At 58.9% G+C, this 17097-nt stretch carries 15 protein-coding genes; 10 read left to right on the plus strand and 5 right to left on the minus strand.

The genetic code is table 11. The features are described from left to right. Positions 1-188 precede the first annotated feature (188 nt). The gene (locus tag GXN74_RS06755; RefSeq protein ID WP_162370169.1) at positions 189-1055 is read right to left on the minus strand and encodes a helix-turn-helix transcriptional regulator; all 867 of its coding nucleotides are present in this window, start codon (positions 1053-1055) and stop codon (positions 189-191) included. A gap of 176 nt (positions 1056-1231) precedes the next feature. Between GXN74_RS06755 and GXN74_RS06760 the strand changes: the two genes are divergently transcribed. The 7 genes from GXN74_RS06760 to GXN74_RS06790 all read left to right on the plus strand — a co-directional run bounded on the left by GXN74_RS06760 (position 1232) and on the right by GXN74_RS06790 (position 6451). Beyond that, complete coding sequence (locus tag GXN74_RS06760) at positions 1232-1870, plus strand: RpiB/LacA/LacB family sugar-phosphate isomerase (RefSeq protein ID WP_162370170.1); 639 nt, start codon at positions 1232-1234, stop codon at positions 1868-1870. Positions 1871-1986: 116 nt separating this feature from the next. After that, positions 1987-2772 carry a gluconate 5-dehydrogenase gene (locus tag GXN74_RS06765; protein ID WP_162370171.1) on the plus strand — a complete coding sequence of 262 codons (786 nt, stop codon included), beginning with the start codon at positions 1987-1989 and terminating at the stop codon, positions 2770-2772. Positions 2773-2850: 78 nt separating this feature from the next. Beyond that, on the plus strand, positions 2851-3825 hold the full coding sequence (locus GXN74_RS06770) for a macro domain-containing protein (RefSeq protein WP_162370172.1): 975 nt from the start codon (positions 2851-2853) through the stop codon (positions 3823-3825). Positions 3826-3903: 78 nt separating this feature from the next. Next, positions 3904-4563, plus strand: a complete 660-nt coding sequence (locus tag GXN74_RS06775) for a vWA domain-containing protein (protein ID WP_162370173.1) — start codon at positions 3904-3906, stop codon at positions 4561-4563. Positions 4564-4720: 157 nt separating this feature from the next. Then, on the plus strand, positions 4721-5368 hold the full coding sequence (locus GXN74_RS06780; RefSeq protein WP_162370174.1) for a metallophosphoesterase: 648 nt from the start codon (positions 4721-4723) through the stop codon (positions 5366-5368). 53 nt (positions 5369-5421) lie between these two features. Further along, on the plus strand, positions 5422-6060 hold the full coding sequence (locus GXN74_RS06785; protein ID WP_162370175.1) for a metalloprotease family protein: 639 nt from the start codon (positions 5422-5424) through the stop codon (positions 6058-6060). Between the two features lie 13 nt (positions 6061-6073). Beyond that, positions 6074-6451 (plus strand): metallopeptidase family protein, encoded by a 378-nt coding sequence (locus GXN74_RS06790; protein WP_246208630.1) that lies wholly within the window; start codon positions 6074-6076, stop codon positions 6449-6451. A gap of 67 nt (positions 6452-6518) precedes the next feature. On the opposite strand, the gene carB is transcribed toward GXN74_RS06790, so the two are convergent. The 3 genes from carB to GXN74_RS06805 are packed head-to-tail and all read right to left on the minus strand — an operon-like array spanning position 6519 to position 13267. After that, on the minus strand, positions 6519-9740 hold the full coding sequence (gene carB, locus GXN74_RS06795) for a carbamoyl-phosphate synthase large subunit (RefSeq protein WP_162370177.1): 3222 nt from the start codon (positions 9738-9740) through the stop codon (positions 6519-6521). 52 nt (positions 9741-9792) lie between these two features. Further along, the gene (locus GXN74_RS14850) at positions 9793-11637 is read right to left on the minus strand and encodes an ATP-binding protein (protein ID WP_162370178.1); all 1845 of its coding nucleotides are present in this window, start codon (positions 11635-11637) and stop codon (positions 9793-9795) included. Between the two features lie 49 nt (positions 11638-11686). Further along, positions 11687-13267: an HD domain-containing phosphohydrolase gene (locus GXN74_RS06805; protein WP_162370179.1), complete on the minus strand. Its 1581-nt coding sequence runs from the start codon at positions 13265-13267 to the stop codon at positions 11687-11689. 154 nt (positions 13268-13421) lie between these two features. On the opposite strand from GXN74_RS06805, the gene GXN74_RS06810 reads away from it, so the two are divergent. The 3 genes from GXN74_RS06810 to GXN74_RS06820 are packed head-to-tail and all read left to right on the plus strand — an operon-like array spanning position 13422 to position 16831. Further along, positions 13422-14324, plus strand: a complete 903-nt coding sequence (locus GXN74_RS06810; protein WP_162370180.1) for a radical SAM protein — start codon at positions 13422-13424, stop codon at positions 14322-14324. Positions 14325-14335: 11 nt separating this feature from the next. Further along, positions 14336-15589 carry a coproporphyrinogen-III oxidase family protein gene (locus tag GXN74_RS06815; protein WP_162370181.1) on the plus strand — a complete coding sequence of 418 codons (1254 nt, stop codon included), beginning with the start codon at positions 14336-14338 and terminating at the stop codon, positions 15587-15589. 45 nt (positions 15590-15634) lie between these two features. Next, positions 15635-16831, plus strand: coding sequence for a DUF8173 domain-containing protein (locus GXN74_RS06820; RefSeq protein ID WP_162370182.1), 1197 nt, complete (start codon positions 15635-15637; stop codon positions 16829-16831). Here GXN74_RS06820 and GXN74_RS06825 read toward each other — a convergent pair. Then, positions 16828-17082 (minus strand): hypothetical protein, encoded by a 255-nt coding sequence (locus tag GXN74_RS06825; RefSeq protein WP_162370183.1) that lies wholly within the window; start codon positions 17080-17082, stop codon positions 16828-16830. The genes GXN74_RS06820 and GXN74_RS06825 overlap by 4 nt on opposite strands. Positions 17083-17097: the final 15 nt, after the last annotated feature.

Raw genomic sequence — 17097 nt, forward strand, 5'->3', positions numbered from 1 at the left:
CGCTGTAAACAGGTCCGTGGAATAAATGCCGCTCCCTTGCATCACGCCCAAGACCAAAAAAGCACCAGCAATAGCTGGTGCCTATGTTATAAGTTTTTCGGGACATTTTCAAAAACGCTTGACACAAACGGGAAAATAAAAGAGGGGATCCTGGTCTTTACGGTACCCCGGCGGTGGAGCACCGAAAGCTAAGGGCAGCTGGTCCCCAGCTGGGAGTACTTCTTCGGTGACACCCCCACCGTTTTGGTGAAGGCCTTGAGGAAATTGCTGTAGTCGTTGAAGCCGCAGGCTTCACAGACCTTGTTCACTTCCATGCCGTTGGTCAGGAGGGATTTGGCGATGGTGATCCGCCGGGCGTTGATGTAGCGGTTGATGGTGGTTCCGGTGTGGGCCTTGAAGATGCGGCACACATAGGAGGTGCTGAGGAAGAAATCGTCTGCGATCCGTTCGATGGTGAGGGGTTCGTGGATGTTCTCGTTGATGTAGGCGAGGATCCGGTCCAACTGCCGGTTGTACTGGTAGGAGCCGGCGGGCTGGAGGACGGATCGACCGGCAAGAAAGGACCGGTTGACCAGGACCATCAATTCCAGGAAAGCGGCCCGCACGAGGATGTCGCTGCCGAATTCCTGGGGGACGGTCATCTTTCCGATGTAGTAGAGGAAGCGTGCCTGCTCGTCCTTGGTCAGACGGACCCTGTGGCCCATGGCCTGCTTCTCCAGGGTGAAGCACCCTCCCAGGTCGGTCCTGGGTGTGGAAATGTCCTGTAGGAACTGGGGGTGGATGTTGAGGACAATCCTTTCGTGCACCATCCGGTCGATTTGGGTCAGATAGTGGCTTTCGAATTGGTTGATCAGGAAGAGGTCGCCGGGTTGGATGTCGTAAAGTTCCCTGTCGATGAGGAACTGCTTCCCGCCGGTGACGGAGAAGTAGATTTCGTAAAAATTGTGGACATGCATGTCCATGGTCTTTTCCTCGCTGAACAGATGGGCGATGGAAAAGGACCTGTCCCTGTTGCATGCTTCGACTGCTTCCCTGCAGGAGGAGAACTTTTCCATATTGAATGCTCCTTTGGATGCTTCTTGCTGGATTGGTTTCAACTACAATTATAAACACCGGGTTCATGATATGCAAGTTATTGTGGAGGAAACCACGAGAAAGGTGCATAAATGTATGGTATACTTGATGCAGATAAGGAAATGAAGGCATGACCACCCAAGGAGAAGGAGAACAGATGAAAATCGCATTGATCAATGAAAACAGCCAGGCGGCGAAAAATGAAATGATCCACGCAGCCTTGAAGGAGACGGTGGAACCCATGGGCCACGAGGTGTTCAACTATGGGATGTACGGGGCGGCGGATCCTCATGCGCTCACCTATGTGCAGAACGGCATCCTGGCGGCCATCCTTCTGAATTCCAAGGCGGTGGACTATGTGATCACAGGCTGCGGAACGGGGGAAGGCGCCATGCTAGCCTGCAACGTGTTCCCAGGTGTGCTTTGCGGCCATGTGGTGGACCCTTCGGACGCATACATGTTCGCGCAGATCAACGATGGGAACGCCATCGCACTGCCCTTTGCCAAAGGCTTCGGATGGGGCGCCGAACTGAACCTGAAATACATTTTCGAGAAGCTGTTCGAAGGGGAAAGCGGGCAGGGCTATCCCAGGGACAGGGTGGTTCCGGAGCAAAGGAACAAGAGGATCCTGGACGAGGTCAAGAAGGTCACGCACCAGGACATGAAGACGATCCTGCAGAACATCGACCAGGAGCTGCTGCGGGGTGCGGTCAGCGGGGAGCGGTTCCAGGAGTATTTCTACGCCAACTGTCAGGATGCGGAAATCGCCGCAGCCATCAAGAAAGTCCTGGCGTAGGAGCAGCCAAGCGCATGCCATGAAAGCATCCGGAACGCCAGGGAGGCGGACCGGATGCTTTTATGGTATACTGTTGTAAAAGCGGGATGAAGGGAAGTTCAGAAAGGAGACTGCAAATGATAGGAAAGAACAGATTTTCACTGGAGGGCAAGGTGGCCCTGATCACGGGGGGGGGCCACGGGATCGGCTTTGGCATCGGACAGGCCTATGCGGAGGCGGGGGCAACCATCGTGTTCAACGCAAGGAGCGGGGAGGCGCTGGAAAAAGGGCTTGCGGCCTACAGGGAAGCCGGAATCCAGGCCTTCGGCCATGTGGCGGATGTGACCAAGGAAGAGGAAATCCAGGCGATGGTGGCGAAGGTGCAGGAGGAAGTGGGAACCATCGACATCCTGGTCAACAATGCAGGCATCATCAAGAGGATTCCCATGGTGGAGATGTCCGCGGAAGATTTCCGCCAGGTGGTTGACATCGACCTGACGGGCCCCTTCATCGTGTCCAAGGCGGTCCTTCCAGGAATGATCAGGAAGGGCCAGGGGAAGATCATCAACATCTGCTCCATGATGAGCGAGCTGGGAAGGGAAACGGTGTCCGCCTATGCTGCGGCCAAAGGCGGCTTGAAGATGCTGACGAGGAACATCGCCTCCGAATACGGCCAGTTCAACATCCAGTGCAACGGCCTGGGGCCCGGATACATTTCCACACCCCAGACGGCGCCCTTGCGGGAGGAAGGCCATCCCTTCAACACTTTCATCGTCGGCAGGACACCAGCCGCCCGGTGGGGGACGCCGGAAGACTTGGCGGGTCCCGCGGTGTTCCTGGCGTCGGAGGCGTCGGATTTCGTAAACGGGCATGTGCTCTACGTGGACGGAGGGATCCTGGCCTACATCGGGAAGCAGCCATGATAGGAAACGGCCATAACAGGCAGCAAGGTTGAACCAGTATCCTCTGCGCCCGTCTGACAAGGAAGGGAGAATCCTGTCATGCCGATGCGGATCGTCCGGAACGACATAACCAAGATGCGCGTGGACGCCATCGTCAACGCAGCGAACACGGCGCTCCAGAAGGGGGGCGGCGTCTGCGGCGCAATCTTCGCCGCGGCGGGAGCGGAGGCGCTCCAGGCGGAATGCGACAGGATTGGAGGCTGCGGTGTGGGCAAGGCGGTGCGCACTGGCGGACATGCCCTTCCGGCCAGGCACATCCTCCATGCGGTGGGCCCCATCTGGCAAGGGGGGGGCAAAGGGGAGGCGGAAATTCTCCGTGACTGCTACAGGAACGCCCTGGAGTTGGCCAGGGAGCAAGGCTGCAAATCCGTAGCCTTTCCCCTGATCTCCACCGGGATCTACGGCTATCCCAAGGATTTGGCCCTGGGGGTTGCGGTGTCCTCCATCGGGGAATTCCTCCTGCGCCACGAGATGCTGGTTTATCTGGTGGTCTACGACAAGGCCTCCTTCCAGCTGGGGGGCAAGCTCTTCGCATCCATCGAGGAGTACATCGACAACAACTATGTGGAGGAGCAACTCCAGGAAGGCTTGCGCAGGAAACAGCAGGTGTCTGTTTATGCCGCGGCTTCCTCCGTAGGGATGAAGCGGAGCCTGGAGGACGTTCTGGGACAGCTGGACGAATCCTTTTCCCAGATGCTGCTCCGGCTGATCGACGAGAAGGGCATGACGGACGTGGAGGCCTACCGGAAGGCAAACGTGGACCGGAAGCTGTTCTCCAAGATCCGGAACAACAAAAGCTACAGTCCCAGCAAGGGCACTGCCATCGCCTTTGCCATCGCGTTGGAGCTGAACCTGGACGAGACCCTGGACCTTTTGGGCAGGGCTGGATACACCCTCTCCCAGAGCAGCAAGTTCGACGTCATCATCCAGTACTTCATCGAGGAGGGCAACTACAGGATCTTCGAGGTCAACGAAGCGCTGTTCGCCTTCGACCAGCCCCTGCTGGGGGTGTGATTGTCGCTTCCCAGGCGACCAACCGGACCGCCGGATGTGGTATCCTTACCCTATCAGAAGGAAACGGAGGGAAAGGATATGAAGACAAACATTACGGAACTGGTGTTCATCCTGGACAAGAGCGGTTCCATGGCGGGACTGGAAAGCGACACCATCGGCGGTTTCAACGCGATGCTGAAGAAGCAGCAGGGGGAGCCGGGGGAGGCCTATGTGACCACGGTGCTCTTCGACGACAAGTACCAGGTCCTGCACGACCGGATCGACATCCGGGGGATCCGGCCGATCACGGACGAGGACTATTTCGTCGAGGGCAGCACCGCCCTGCTGGACGCCATCGGAAAGACCATCCTAAAGGCCGTGAACGTGCAGCGGCATACGGAAGAGAAGCTGCGGGCGGACAAGGTCCTGTTCGTCATCACCACCGACGGCATGGAGAACGCAAGCCGGGAGTACACCTGCGAGAAGATCAGCGAAATGGTGAAGGTCCAGACGGAAAAGTACGGATGGGAGTTCCTCTTCCTGGGAGCGAACATCGACGCCGTCGCTTCCGCGGGCAGGTTCGGGATTGCCGCGGAACGGTCGGCCAACTACCATGCGGACAGCAAGGGGACCTTGCTGAACTACGAGGTCGTTGGCAGGGCGGTCAGCGAACTGCGGGCGTCCATGTCCCTGCCGGACGACTGGAAGGCGGAGATCGACCAGGACTTCGCAAGGCGGGGCAAAAAGGGGAAGGGATAGGATGGAAGAGGAAAGCCAACCGCGCATGGATTTAGTGCGCGGTTGGCTTTTTTTGCCTGGAAAGGTTCCATGGCAAAGGGGGAAGGAGTATAATGGTAATCATCAGGGAACGAACGGGAAGGTTTGCTTGAGCCGGGACACGAGGGGAGGTGACTGCATGATCTATGTGATGAGCGACATCCACGGGCATATGGACAGGTACGACAGGATGCTGGACCTTTTGGACCTGCAGCCGGAGGACAGGATGATCGTCCAGGGAGATGTGGTCGACCGGGGGCCGGACGGCATCGGCATCCTGCTGGACATCATGGAACGTCCGAATTTCGAGATGCTGCTGGGTAACCATGAGGCGATGATGCTCCAGGTCCTGGCGCAGGGGGACATGGAGTGGCTCTGGTACTACAACGGAGGCATTCCCACAAGGATGGCCTACGACCGGCTCCCGGGAAGGGAGCGGGAGGCGGTGCTGACGTTCCTGCAGTCCCTGCCGGTGGAAAAGCGGGTGCGGGCTGGAGGAAGGGAGTTCCTGCTGGTGCACGGAAGCTGGCTGGAGGAGGACGGTCCGGAGGGGGCCGTCTGGAAAAGGATCGAACCCGATGCCGTGGTTCCGGAAGGGAGGACGGTGGTGTTCGGACACACCCCCACCTGGCAGTACCAGCCGGACCGGCCCTACGGTATCTGGTTCGGTGGGGACAAGATCGGCATCGACTGCGGGTTGGCCGGCCTGCGGGGGGACCCCGGAAGGGACAGGAACGTCCGTCTGGGATGCCTGCGGCTGGACGACCTGCGGGAGTATTACGTATGAGGACCGTGTTCCGAACAGGCTGAAAGGAAAGGTAGGACGAGGAGGAAGAGCATGTGAAACTGCGAAGGAAGATGCCGAAGTTCAACCAGGAACTGCATGCGGAGTTGCTGGAAACCGGCTGGGTCCTTTTGAAGGAACCCAGACATCTGGCCGGTTCAATCCTCATGTCCGTCCCCCTCATGTTCTTTGCGGTACTCCTCTCCCTTGGGGCGGTCAATGGGTTTTCTTCCGTTTCTTTCGAGGAATTCGGCTTCACGACCGACGCCTTTTCAATCAGAGTGGACCTGGGCGTCGTCTTCCTGCTGCTCCTTTTTACCGTGCTCCATGAGTCGATCCACCTGGTGTTCATACCGGGTTTCCTGCGGTCCGACCGGACCTATGTGGGAATCACCTGGTTCGGCGGCTTCGTGGTAACGGAGGAAGTGATTTCGAGGAGGAGATACCTGGTGGTTTCAGCCGCCCCGTTCGTTCTCCTATCCATCCTCCTTCCCCTGCTGCTGGGGGCTTTCGGAGTGCTGATGCCTGCGGTGAAGTTCCTGGTCCTGCTCAATGCGATGGCTTCCTCCGTGGACCTGCTGAACCTGCTTCTGGCCGTCCTGCAGGTGCCGAAGGAAGGGGCCCTGAGGAACAACGGACCCAAAACCTACTGGAAAAACACGACAAAGGAAAGGAAGACGAATGGTCTCTTTTGAGGAAATTGAAGCGATGCTGGACGAGATAGCGGAAGGGTTCCCCGGAGAGCTCTACAAGGAGCTCAACGGGGGCATCCTACTGCTGCCTGAAGAGAAGCTGAGCGACGTCAGCAGGAAGAGGGACCTCTACACCATGGGGGAATACCACAGCGGCGGGAGCATGGGAAGATACATCATCATCTACTACGGGTCCTTCATGCAGGTGTACGGACATCTGGAGAAGAAAGCCCTGAAGAAGAAGCTGGAGCACACCCTCAAGCACGAGTTCACCCACCACCTGGAATCGCTGGCCGGCGAGCGGGATCTGGAGATCGAGGATGCGGTCTACATTGAGAACTACCTCCGGCGCACCAGGCGGAGAGACGGCCGCACGGAGCGGAAAACGCCATGATACCGACGGCAACAAAAAAGCAACCACACTACGTGGTTGCTTTTTTGTTGCCGTTTTCTTCATGAGGCTATTGGATGTCCCCATGGTACTCCTGCAGGGACTTGGGCTGCGGGGGGGAATCCTTGTGTTCCTGCATGGAAGCGATTCCCTTGGCGCTTGCCAGTGCGGCCGTGATGGTGGTGATGTAGGGGACCTTGTGCCGGATGGCGGATTTCCGGATCATGGAACCGTCGCTCTGGCTCCTCTTGGTGGATGGGGTGTTGACGACCAGGTCGATCTCCCCGTTGGCGATCCCGTCCAGAATGTTGGGTTTCCGCTCGTGCAGCTTGTTGATCTCTTCCGAATCCACACCGTTCTCCTTCAGATAGCTGTGGGTTCCGCTGGTGGCCTTGACCTTGAAGCCGATCCGGCGGAATTCCCTGGCCAGCTCCAGCGCTCCCGGCCTGTCGCTTGCATTCACGCTGATGAGGACCGTGCCTTCCACGGGCAGGGGAGACTGGGTGGCTTCCTGGGCCTTGTAGAACGCATGGCCGAAGGAGTCGGAAAGTCCCAGCACTTCGCCGGTGGAACGCATTTCCGGTCCCAGGAGGGGATCCACCTCGGGGAACATGTTGAAGGGGAACACCGCCTCCTTGACACCGAAATGGGGAATCCGCTTTTCCTGGAGGCTTTCCACAGGATAGTCCTCCCCCTTGGCATGGGCCATGATGATTTCCGTTGCAATCCTGGCCATGGAGATGTTGCAGACCTTGGATACAAGGGGGACCGTCCTGGAAGCCCTGGGGTTCGCCTCCAGCACATAGACCTTGTCGTCCGCGATGGCGTACTGCATGTTCATCAGGCCGATGACATGGAGCTCCTTGGCGATCCTTCGGGTATACTCCTTGATGGTCGACAGGTGCCTGTCGGCAACGGTCGTGGGGGGAATCACGCAGGCGGAGTCTCCGGAGTGGATTCCCGCAAGCTCGATGTGCTCCATGACGGTGGGAACAAATACTGCCTTACCATTGGAAATGGCATCGGCCTCGACTTCCGTGGCGTTGTTCAGGAACCGGTCGATGAGGATCGGCCGCTCCGGGGTCACACCCACCGCTGCGGACATGTAGTGGCGGAGCATGCCGTCATCGTGGACGACCTCCATCCCCCGGCCTCCAAGCACATAGGAGGGGCGCACCATCAGGGGGTAGCCGATACGTGCGGCAATCTCCAAGGCCTCTTCCGCATCCACGGCCATCCCGGATTCGGGCATGGGAATTTCCAGCCGTTCCATGATTTCCTTGAACTGGTCCCTGTCCTCGGCCAGGTCGATGGTTTCCGGGGTCGTCCCCAGGATCCGGACACCGGAAGCCTCCAGCTCCCTGGCGATGTTGAGGGGGGTTTGGCCGCCGAACTGCACGATCACCCCCAGGGGCTTTTCCTTTTCGTAAATGCTCAAGACGTCTTCGACGGTGAGGGGTTCGAAGTAGAGCTTGTCCGAAGTGTCGTAGTCGGTGGAGACCGTTTCGGGATTGCAGTTCACCATGACCGTCTCATAGCCCAGGTCCCGAAGGGTGAAGGCCGTGTGGACGCAGCAGTAGTCGAATTCGATGCCCTGGCCGATCCGGTTGGGGCCGCCCCCGAGGATCATCACCTTGGGCCGCCCGCTTGCGGTGGATGCGTCCGGGGCATTGTAGGTGGAGTAGTAGTAGGATGCGTTCTCCACGCCGCTGACCGGAACGGCCTCCCAGCCCTCGGAGATTCCAAGGGCGGTCCTTCTGGCCCGGATGTCGCTTTCCTTCAGGTTGAGGAGCTGGGCAAGATAGCGGTCCGCAAATCCGTCCCTTTTGGCCTGGAGCAGGAGGGCGTCGGGGAGACTGCCGTCCCGGTGCTTGAGGATTTCCTCCTCCAGCTCCACCAGTTCCCGCATCTGTTCAAGGAAATGGCGCTTGATGAAGGTGAGGTTGGAAAGGTCGTCCAAATCCGCGCCCTTGCGGATGGCCTCATAGAGGATGAAATGCCGCTCGCTGGTCGGCTCCGCTAGGAGGGCCAGCAGGTCCTCCAGGGGTTTTTCGTGGAAGTCCCTGGCGAATCCCATGCCGTAGCGGGCGATCTCCAGGGAGCGGATCGCCTTCTGCAGGGCTTCCTTATAGTTCTTCCCGATGCTCATGACTTCGCCCACGGCCCGCATTTGCGTTCCAAGCTTGTCGATGGCGCCGGGGAACTTCTCGAAGGCCCACCGGGCGAACTTGACCACGACGTAGTCCCCTGAGGGGGTGTACTTGTCGAGGCTTCCCTCCCTCCAGTAGGGCAACTCGTCCAGGGTGACACCCGCGGCCAGCATGGCGGACACGTAGGCGATGGGGAACCCGGTGGCTTTGGATGCCAAGGCGGAGGACCTGGAGGTGCGGGGATTGATCTCGATGATCACCACCCGGCCTGTTTTCGGGTCATGGGCAAACTGGACGTTCGTGCCGCCGATGACCTGGATGGCTTCGACCACCCTGTAGGCGTACTCCTGCAGCCGCTCCTGCAGTGCGGGACTGATGGTGAGCATGGGGGCGGTGCAGAAGGAGTCGCCGGTATGGACGCCGATGGCATCCACGTTTTCGATGAAACAGATGGTGATCATCTTGTTGTTGGCATCCCTGACGACCTCAAGCTCCAGCTCTTCCCAGCCCAGGACGGACTCCTCGATGAGGATCTGTCCGACCCTGCTGGCGGCGATGCCCCGCTGGGCGACGGTACGCAGCTCCTCCACATTGTAGACCAGCCCGCCGCCGGTTCCACCCATGGTGTAGGCAGGCCGGATGACGACGGGATACTTCAGTTCCTGGGCGATCCTTTCGGCCTCTTCCACGGAGTAGGCGGGGGCGCTTCTTGCCATTTCAATCCCTAGGGAGGTCATGCTCTCCTTGAAGGCGATCCTATCTTCCCCGCGCTCGATGGCGTCCAGTTGGACGCCGATGACCTTCACGCCGTAGCGGTCCAGGATGCCGGCGTTCATCAGATCGATGCTCAAGTTGAGCGCGGTTTGGCCGCCCAGGTTGGGCAGCAGGGCGTCCGGCCGCTCCCTTGCGATGATGGTCTCCAGGCTCTTCAGGTTGAGGGGCTCGATATAGGTCCTGTCTGCGATGTCCGGATCCGTCATGATCGTTGCGGGATTCGAATTGACCAGCACGATCCTATAGCCCAGGTTCCGCAAAGCCTTGCAGGCCTGGGTGCCGGAATAGTCGAATTCGCAAGCCTGGCCGATCACGATGGGGCCCGATCCGATGATGAGTATCTTGTGGATGTCTGTTCTCTTTGGCATTTTTACCTCCAGGTTGGAATGGTTTGTGTGTGCGTAGTAAGCAGTGTTTCCTTCAAGGGCCCAGGGGGATGGTCATGGTGAATCTAACCCCTTCCCCCACCCGGCTTTCGCTGCGGATCTGTCCGTGCAGCTTGTGCACGACGATGTTGTAGACGATGCTCATCCCCAGACCGCTGTTGCCCCCCAGCCGGTTGGTGGTGAAGAAGGGCTCGTAGATCCGGGCGAGGTTCTCGGCTTCGATGCCGCATCCATCGTCGGTGTATTCCAGCGTCAGGACCTTGCCCGCCTCATCCATGTGGGCCTTCAGCAGGATCTTGCCCGCGTTCTTGTCCGCGAATCCGTGCCGTAGGGAGTTCATCACCAGATTGGTGAAAATCTGGGAATACATGCCGGAATAGCTGTTCAGCATGATGTCCTCGGGACACTCGTTCACCAGTTGGTGTCCGGCGTTCTTGTATTCGTGCTTCAGGCTCAGGACGACATCCTGGAAGCACTGGTACAGGTTGAAGGGGGCGACGACTTCCTTGCTTTGGTCCACCGCCACCTGCTTGAAGCTCTTGACCAGCTCCGCCGACTTCCGGAGGTTGATCCGGAGAAGCGACAGGGACTCCAGGGTGTCCTCCACATATTCCTTCAGCATGTTTTTCGACAGGCTGCCGTCATTGAGGCGCTGCATGAATTCCTGGTTGATCTTGTCCATGAAGGTGACGGTGGTGATGCTGACGCCCAGCGGGGTGTTGATCTCATGGGCCACACCGGCCACTAGTCCGCCCAGGGAAGCCATTTTCTCGGATTCGATCAGATGGTCCCGGGTCTCGTGCAGCTGGTCGATGGTCCTGTTCAAGGTGTCGTTCTTGTCCTGCAGGTCCTGGTTGACGGAATGGAGTTCCGTCGTTCGTTCCTCCACCAGTTCCTCCAAGCGGTTGGAGTAGGTCCGGATTTCCTCCTGCTTGTCGTCCAGGACCTGCAGGTAGATGGAAAGCCGCCGGCGGGCGCGGAGGAGCAGGTAGGTTGCCAGGCCCGCAAGGACGGACAATGCCGCCGCCAGGAGGAACAGGCCGAGCCGCTCGGCCAGGACGGCATGATGCTCCACCAGTTCCAGGGTGAACACACTGGAGAGGGCGGCGGTCGAACGGTAAAACCGGTAGCTGTAGGGAAGGATTCCCGCCGCTGCTGGTTCCTTTCTCCGGAGGGTCTTGCTTGGTTCGACACCGTGCATGTACTCCAGCTGCAATTCCAGATTTGTCCCGTGCAGGAAAGGGGTGTCCTCCAGCAGAATGGAGGGATCCACCGAAACCGCCAGGAAGCCGCGGATGTGCTCCATGCTCCGCAGGCTGCTGCCTTCCTCCGGAATCATTCCCCCGGTATAGATGGGGGTCAGGACAACCAGATAGCCAGGGTCCCGGTCCACGAACCGCAGGATGGGGGTACCTTCCCGGGCGGAACGGATCAAAGTGACAAGGATGCTCCTGTCTGCGGCCAGGTCATCACCAAACAACGAGGGGTTCCGGGATGTGGACTCATGGTGTTTGAGGGGGAAGCTATGGTTCCCGGGAAGGCCCTCCGAACCTGGGGCGGCTTCCTGGAGGTAGAATTCCACCGTCCGGATGTAGGGGTCCCGGAACATCAGGTTTCTGGATATGTTCCTGAAAGCCGTCCCGTCCAGAGGGGCGTCGGTGCCGTGGAAAACCGCCTGGAGCGTCTGGGAGACCGCCTCCAGGGTCTTCAGGTTCCGCTCCAGGCCGCCGAGGGTCAGCTCGGACTGGATCATGAACAGCTCCCGTTCGGAACGGGTCGCCGACTGGAAAAGCACCGGTGTGAGGACGAGGAAAAGGAGGAGGCCGGTAATGCCTCCCATCAATTTGTAATGGGTCTTCGTAAGCGGATCCCTCTTCACGGCAATCACCTCTCAGGCAGGTCATACGGAGGGACCGCCGAGGACACGGCTAGTCCCGGTATTGCTCGAACAGTTCGACGATCCTATCCTTGTGTGTCAGCACGATGTCCACAAGCTCCGGATCGAACTGGGTTCCCTTGTGCTCCGCGATGTAGGCGAACACCTTGTCCATGGGCCAGGCTTCCTTGTAGTACCTTCGATGGGCTAGGGAATCCATCACATCCACCAGTGCGACAATCCGGGCGCTGAGAGGGATGCTGTCCCTCGTCAGATGGTTGGGGTAGCCGGTACCGTCATACCATTCGTGGTGGTTCAGGCAGATGCTGGCCGCCTCCCGGAGGACAGGCAGCCTGGAATGCTCGAAAATCTTGTGGCCGATGATGGTGTGGATTTTCATCCGTTCGTACTCCTCTTCCGTCAAGGAAGCGGGTTTCGTCAGCACCTGGTCGGAGATGCCGATCTTGCCCACGTCATGCATGGTGGCGGCGATCTTCAACGTCTGGATGGCATCGTCCGTGTAGTCCAACTGTTCGGCGATGAATGCTGTCAGTTCCGCCGTGCGCTTGACATGGTTGGCGGTCTCGTGGGAGCGGCTCTCGATGGCCTCGCCCAGGGTGTTGATCAAGGTGAACTGGGTCTCCTTGATCCGCTGGTTGGCAACGAATCCGTGCAGGGCAAGGGTATAGTTGACCAGGAAAATCCTTACCAGGTCAAGGTCGTAAAGGTCCAGCCGGTTGTTGATGAAGATGAAGGCGGAATAGCCGGGTCCCAGGTCCTTCCAGATCAGGAAACCGTTTCCCACCTCGATGAGGTCCGGTTTCCCCAGATATTCCTTCCGGCGGATGAAGTCCCTAAGGAACTCAAGGTCCTCCACATCGTCCAGCTTCCTGCCCAGAAGGGGCTGGAACTCTCCTGTGGCGGCGATGATCTGGCAGCCCTCCTGGTTGGAGACATAGGCCAGCATGTCCTCCGGAGGGCTTTCCGCAATGCAGACGGTGGAGGTGGAGGATTTCAAGTCCGTGATGGCCTGGAGTATGCTGGAGAAGAAGTCCTGGAAGGACTTCTGGACGAAAAGGTCCGAACTGTGGAGTAGGATCTTCTCCAATCCACGCCGGTTGTTGTCGATGCGCACCAGGTCACGATAGGCTCGGAAAGCCTGGTAGAGGGACGTGAACAGCCTCTGGACGGTGGTGTCCGTCTTCAGGAGGTAGTCGTTGATGTCGTACTCGACCACAATCCGCTCCTCGGGGGCTTCACCCGGCTGCCCGGTCCTGAGCAGGATGCGGAGCAAGCTGTTCCTCCGTTCTTCCCGGATGTACCGGATGATCTTGAGGCCGGAATCCTTTTCGTCCATAACCACATCCAGCAGCAGGATGGCCGCATCCGGATGGTCGTCGATCGCCTGGAGCGTCTCCCGGGTGTTGTAGGCGTGCACGAAGGTGATGCCCGCCCCCTCGAAGGTGAACCGCTTCAGGACCAGGGTGGTGGAATGGTGCACTTCGGCGTCGTCGTCCGCAAGGATGACCTTGTAGTCGGGTCGAGCGGCTTCTGCCTGCGGGGGGGCGTCCCCCTGCAAAAAATCGAAATCGTAGTCGTTGTTGCGGTACTTATCCTCCATATCGTCGTCCATTCGGATGATCCCCCTTCCTTACAGGTGTCCTATAGGAAAGTATAGCACAAAAGTTCCGGGGTGTCTTCGGTGTGTTTGGACCAGAAAAGGCTTTCAGGAAAAATCGCAATCTGGCGTGAAAAATGGTACAATGGAAGCAGAAAGGTGGGATGACATGAGGCTGGGAATGTGGCTGAAGCTCGCTTGCGTGGGAAGCGATGCGTTCCTGTTCAAAAGGGACAAGCCTGTGGTGGGGTCCATCATCCTGACGGACAGGTGCAATTTGTCCTGCAGGCATTGTGCGGTTGGAAATAGCACGGGTTTGGTCTATCCCCATGCGGAAATACGGTCGGAAATGCGGAAGCTGCTTTCGGACGGAGTCAGGATCCTGTTCTTCTACGGTGGGGAACCGTTCCTTTGGGAGGACGAGGGGGTGACCCTGGGGGACCTGGTGGCGGAGGCGAAGGGGATGGGATTCCTGCTGGTGAACGTGGTCACCAATGGGACGTTCCCGCTGGACCTGCCGGAGGCCGACCTGCTTCTGGTGAGCCTGGATGGAGGCAGGGAGAGCCACAATGCGATCCGGGGCGACACCTATGACAGGGTCCTCGGGAATGTCAGGTGCGCCCCAACCGGCAACATCTGCCTGTACATGGCCGTCAACCGGATCAACAAGGGCGACATCGGGGAGGTCTGCAGGACGGCGAAGCGTCTGCGGAACGTGAAGGCCGTTTCCTTCAATTTCCACACTCCCTATCCCGGGACGGAAGACCTGAAGCTGGACAGGGAAGAGAAGCGGGCCTGCTGCGAAAGGATCGGGGAGCTGATGGACCAGGGATTTCCCGTCCTGAACCTTAGGAGCGCCTTCGGGCAGATTGCGGACAACAGCTTCCCGACCCCGTGCCGCCGGTGCGTTGTCCTGGAGAACGGAAGGGAATGGGTGTGCGGCCGATGCATCGACATCGACGGGCTCTGCCGGGAATGCGGATATTTTTTCGCGGCGGAATTCTCGCTTCTCTTCAGCGGGCACTGGAAGGTGGTCATGGACATGGTCAGGACTTACGCAAGATACATCTAGGAGGGGTCGAGATGCTGTTCACATCGATGTTGCGGGTGGTGCTCACCCGTTCTTTCAAGCCGTTCGTGTTCAAGGGCGGGAGCCGGAACGGGCTGGAGTTCCAGGGGCTGGAGGATTTGGGCCTCTATGTCCATATCCCTTTTTGCCGGTCCCTGTGTCCCTTTTGCCCCTACTGCAAGGTAATCCATGACAAACAAAAGGCGGATGCCTACAAGGCGGCCCTGCTCAAGGAGATCGACCTGGCCTGTGGGGGCATGGCGGGGAAAAAGAAGGCCACAAGCCTCTATTTCGGAGGGGGTACCCCTGCGCTGATGATTGACGACCTGAAGGACATCATCGACCGGCTGATGGGAAGCTTTTCCCTCACGGGAGGGATTGGAGTGGAGCTGCATCCCGACGACATCACGGAAGAAGTCCTGGGGAAGCTGAAGGAGGCGGGGGTGACCATGGTGAGCGTCGGCATCCAGTCCTTCGACGAGGGATGCCTTCGGGTGCTTGGGAGAAGCGGAGAGGATTATGGCGGGAAGCTGCGGCTTGTCCGGGAGCACGGGTTCGATGTGGTGGACGTGGACCTGATTTTCGCCATCCCCGGACAGACGGAGGACATCCTGGAGAAGGACATCGGCACGGCCTTCGAACAGGGGGCGACGCAGGTGTCCGCCTATCCCTTCATCGACTTCACGTTTGCGGACAACCCGGCCAAACCCCTGAGCGGAAGGGTCAAGAAAAGGATGCTGCAGTCCCTGGCCGGGTATTGCAGAGGGATCGATGCCGACAGGACTTCCGTTTGGACCTTTGCGAAGCCGGGGACAGAAAAGTATTCCTCGGTCACAAGGGACACGTTCCTGGGGTTCGGGGTGTCGGCGACGACACTCCTTAGGGACAGCTTCAAGATCAACACCTTCTCCATCGGGGAGTACGTAAAAAGGGTGGATGCCGGTGTCCTGCCCACTTCCCTGACCCTCCGGTTCACCAAGCGGCAAAGGGCTGTCTACCATCTGTTCTGGAGCGCCTATGGCATGGGAATCGACGGGGGAAAATTCGAGAAGGTCATTGGAACGCCCATGGAAAAAATGTTCGGCGCCGAACTGTTCCTCGGGCGGAAGTTGGGATTCCTCAAGAAGGAAGGGAATTCCTATGCCCTGACCGACAAGGCGGCTGAACTTTACCACAGCATCGAGCAGGCATACACGACGGCATACATCGACAAGATGTGGAATGTGTCTAGAAAACAGGCCTTCCCGGACCGGATCGTACTGAAATGACGGTCGGCCGGGGAAGACGCAATCCAATATGGGAGGAGGAGCATCATGTACAAGGGAAAAAGGAAGCGCCAAGGGAAAGGTTTGCTGCTGGCGGTGGCGGCGCTGCTGGCGGTGACAGTCCTGTCAGCCACCGGGTACGGCAGGGAAAGGGTTGTCCGGCAGGAGGTCACGTTCCTGGAAAAGGGCGTGTTTCTGGACGGGCCGGGATTCTTTGCAGGCACCAGCGTTCGGGTTGAGGGGGATGTGGAAGGGACGACCTTCGCATCCGGCCAGGATGTGGTGGTCAACGGAAACATCAACGGGGACCTTTTTGTGGCAGGTCAAACGGTCACCATCAACGGAAAGGTGGAGGGGAACATCTACTGCGCCGGACAGAACCTGAGTCTGGGAATGCAGAATACAGGAGACGTTTTCGCCGCAGGGCAGGAGATCCGAATCGGGCAGGGTGCCGTTGTCGGCCGGGACCTGTTCGCGGCCGGTTACAGGATCGTCCAGAACGGCGTGGTGGGACGGGACTTCAACAGCGGAGCCTCGGTGGTTGGAATCGGGGGTTCCGTTGGAAGGGATGCGAACCTGGATGCGTCCGTCATCGAAATCGGAGACGGGGCCATGCTGGAAGGAGACCTGTCCTACAGGAGCGAAAGGGAGGCGGAAATCGCTCCGGGTTCCCGGATCAGCGGAGAGCAGGACTGGACCTATGTCGACCGGACTCCGGAGAAGAGGGCCGGTTCGACCATGAACATGCTGAGGGGCAAGCTGGTCTCCAGGTTGCTGGGCATCGCCAGCGCCCTGTTGCTCTGGTTCGTGATCAGGCTGTGGAAGCCGGAATTCTGGAATAGGACCGCGGAGCTTGTCCAAGGGCAGCCACTGAAGACCTTGGGCATCGGTGCGATTGCGCTGGTCATGACGCCAATCCTGGTCATCCTCGTGATGGTCACGGTCATAGGGATTCCGCTGGGCGTGCTTCTGGGCATCGCCTATGGGGTTTCCCTGTACCTGTCGAAAATCGTTGCGGCCGTCTTCATCGGGTCCTGGCTTGCCAAACGCTTCGGATGGACTGAAATCCACAAGGGCGTCTGGCTGGTCCTGCTGGGGCTGGTGGTGGTCACCGCTTTGGGAATGGTCCCCATCGTCAGGGTGCTGGTCTGGTTGCTGGTGGTCTTCGCCGGACTTGGGGCGATCATCGGTGCCAACGGCCGGACAACGAAGCCGCAACCGGAAGAGGCGGACCCCTTGGTTTAGAAAAGGCTTGTCAAGAGGTCCCTGTAGATCCTGTCGTCCACTTCAAGCAGGGACTTCCTGCCGTTGCGGAAGGTCAGCGACACGATATGGATCCCCTTGGAGGTTTCCCCGTAGGACAAATCGTGTTCCGCAACCATGGCTTTGGTGACCGGTTGGTAGGCCGTCGTGCTGGTGATGCCGACGCTGCCGGATGTGCTTGTGACGAAGGCGCCCAGGTAATCGCCGGCGATGACTTTGTTTTTAGCTCCCATGCTGGTTCCCTCCTT

The sequence above is a fragment of the Anaerotalea alkaliphila genome (genome assembly GCF_010179735.1).
GTDB classification, from domain to species: domain Bacteria; phylum Bacillota; class Clostridia; order Lachnospirales; family Vallitaleaceae; genus Anaerotalea; species Anaerotalea alkaliphila.

Excerpts from the sequence above, each read along its gene's own strand:
- GXN74_RS06755 (WP_162370169.1), bottom strand. The coding sequence starts at position 1,055 with ATGGAAAAGTTCTCCTCCTGCAGGGAAGCAGTCGAAGCATGCAACAGG.
- GXN74_RS06760 (WP_162370170.1), top strand. The coding sequence starts at position 1,232 with ATGAAAATCGCATTGATCAATGAAAACAGCCAGGCGGCGAAAAATGAA.
- GXN74_RS06765 (WP_162370171.1), top strand. The coding sequence starts at position 1,987 with ATGATAGGAAAGAACAGATTTTCACTGGAGGGCAAGGTGGCCCTGATC.
- GXN74_RS06770 (WP_162370172.1), top strand. The coding sequence starts at position 2,851 with ATGCCGATGCGGATCGTCCGGAACGACATAACCAAGATGCGCGTGGAC.
- GXN74_RS06775 (WP_162370173.1), top strand. The coding sequence starts at position 3,904 with ATGAAGACAAACATTACGGAACTGGTGTTCATCCTGGACAAGAGCGGT.
- GXN74_RS06780 (WP_162370174.1), top strand. The coding sequence starts at position 4,721 with ATGATCTATGTGATGAGCGACATCCACGGGCATATGGACAGGTACGAC.
- GXN74_RS06790 (WP_246208630.1), top strand. The coding sequence starts at position 6,074 with ATGCTGGACGAGATAGCGGAAGGGTTCCCCGGAGAGCTCTACAAGGAG.
- carB (WP_162370177.1), bottom strand. The coding sequence starts at position 9,740 with ATGCCAAAGAGAACAGACATCCACAAGATACTCATCATCGGATCGGGC.
- GXN74_RS06805 (WP_162370179.1), bottom strand. The coding sequence starts at position 13,267 with ATGGACGACGATATGGAGGATAAGTACCGCAACAACGACTACGATTTC.
- GXN74_RS06810 (WP_162370180.1), top strand. The coding sequence starts at position 13,422 with ATGAGGCTGGGAATGTGGCTGAAGCTCGCTTGCGTGGGAAGCGATGCG.
- GXN74_RS06815 (WP_162370181.1), top strand. The coding sequence starts at position 14,336 with ATGCTGTTCACATCGATGTTGCGGGTGGTGCTCACCCGTTCTTTCAAG.
- GXN74_RS06820 (WP_162370182.1), top strand. The coding sequence starts at position 15,635 with ATGTACAAGGGAAAAAGGAAGCGCCAAGGGAAAGGTTTGCTGCTGGCG.
- GXN74_RS06825 (WP_162370183.1), bottom strand. The coding sequence starts at position 17,082 with ATGGGAGCTAAAAACAAAGTCATCGCCGGCGATTACCTGGGCGCCTTC.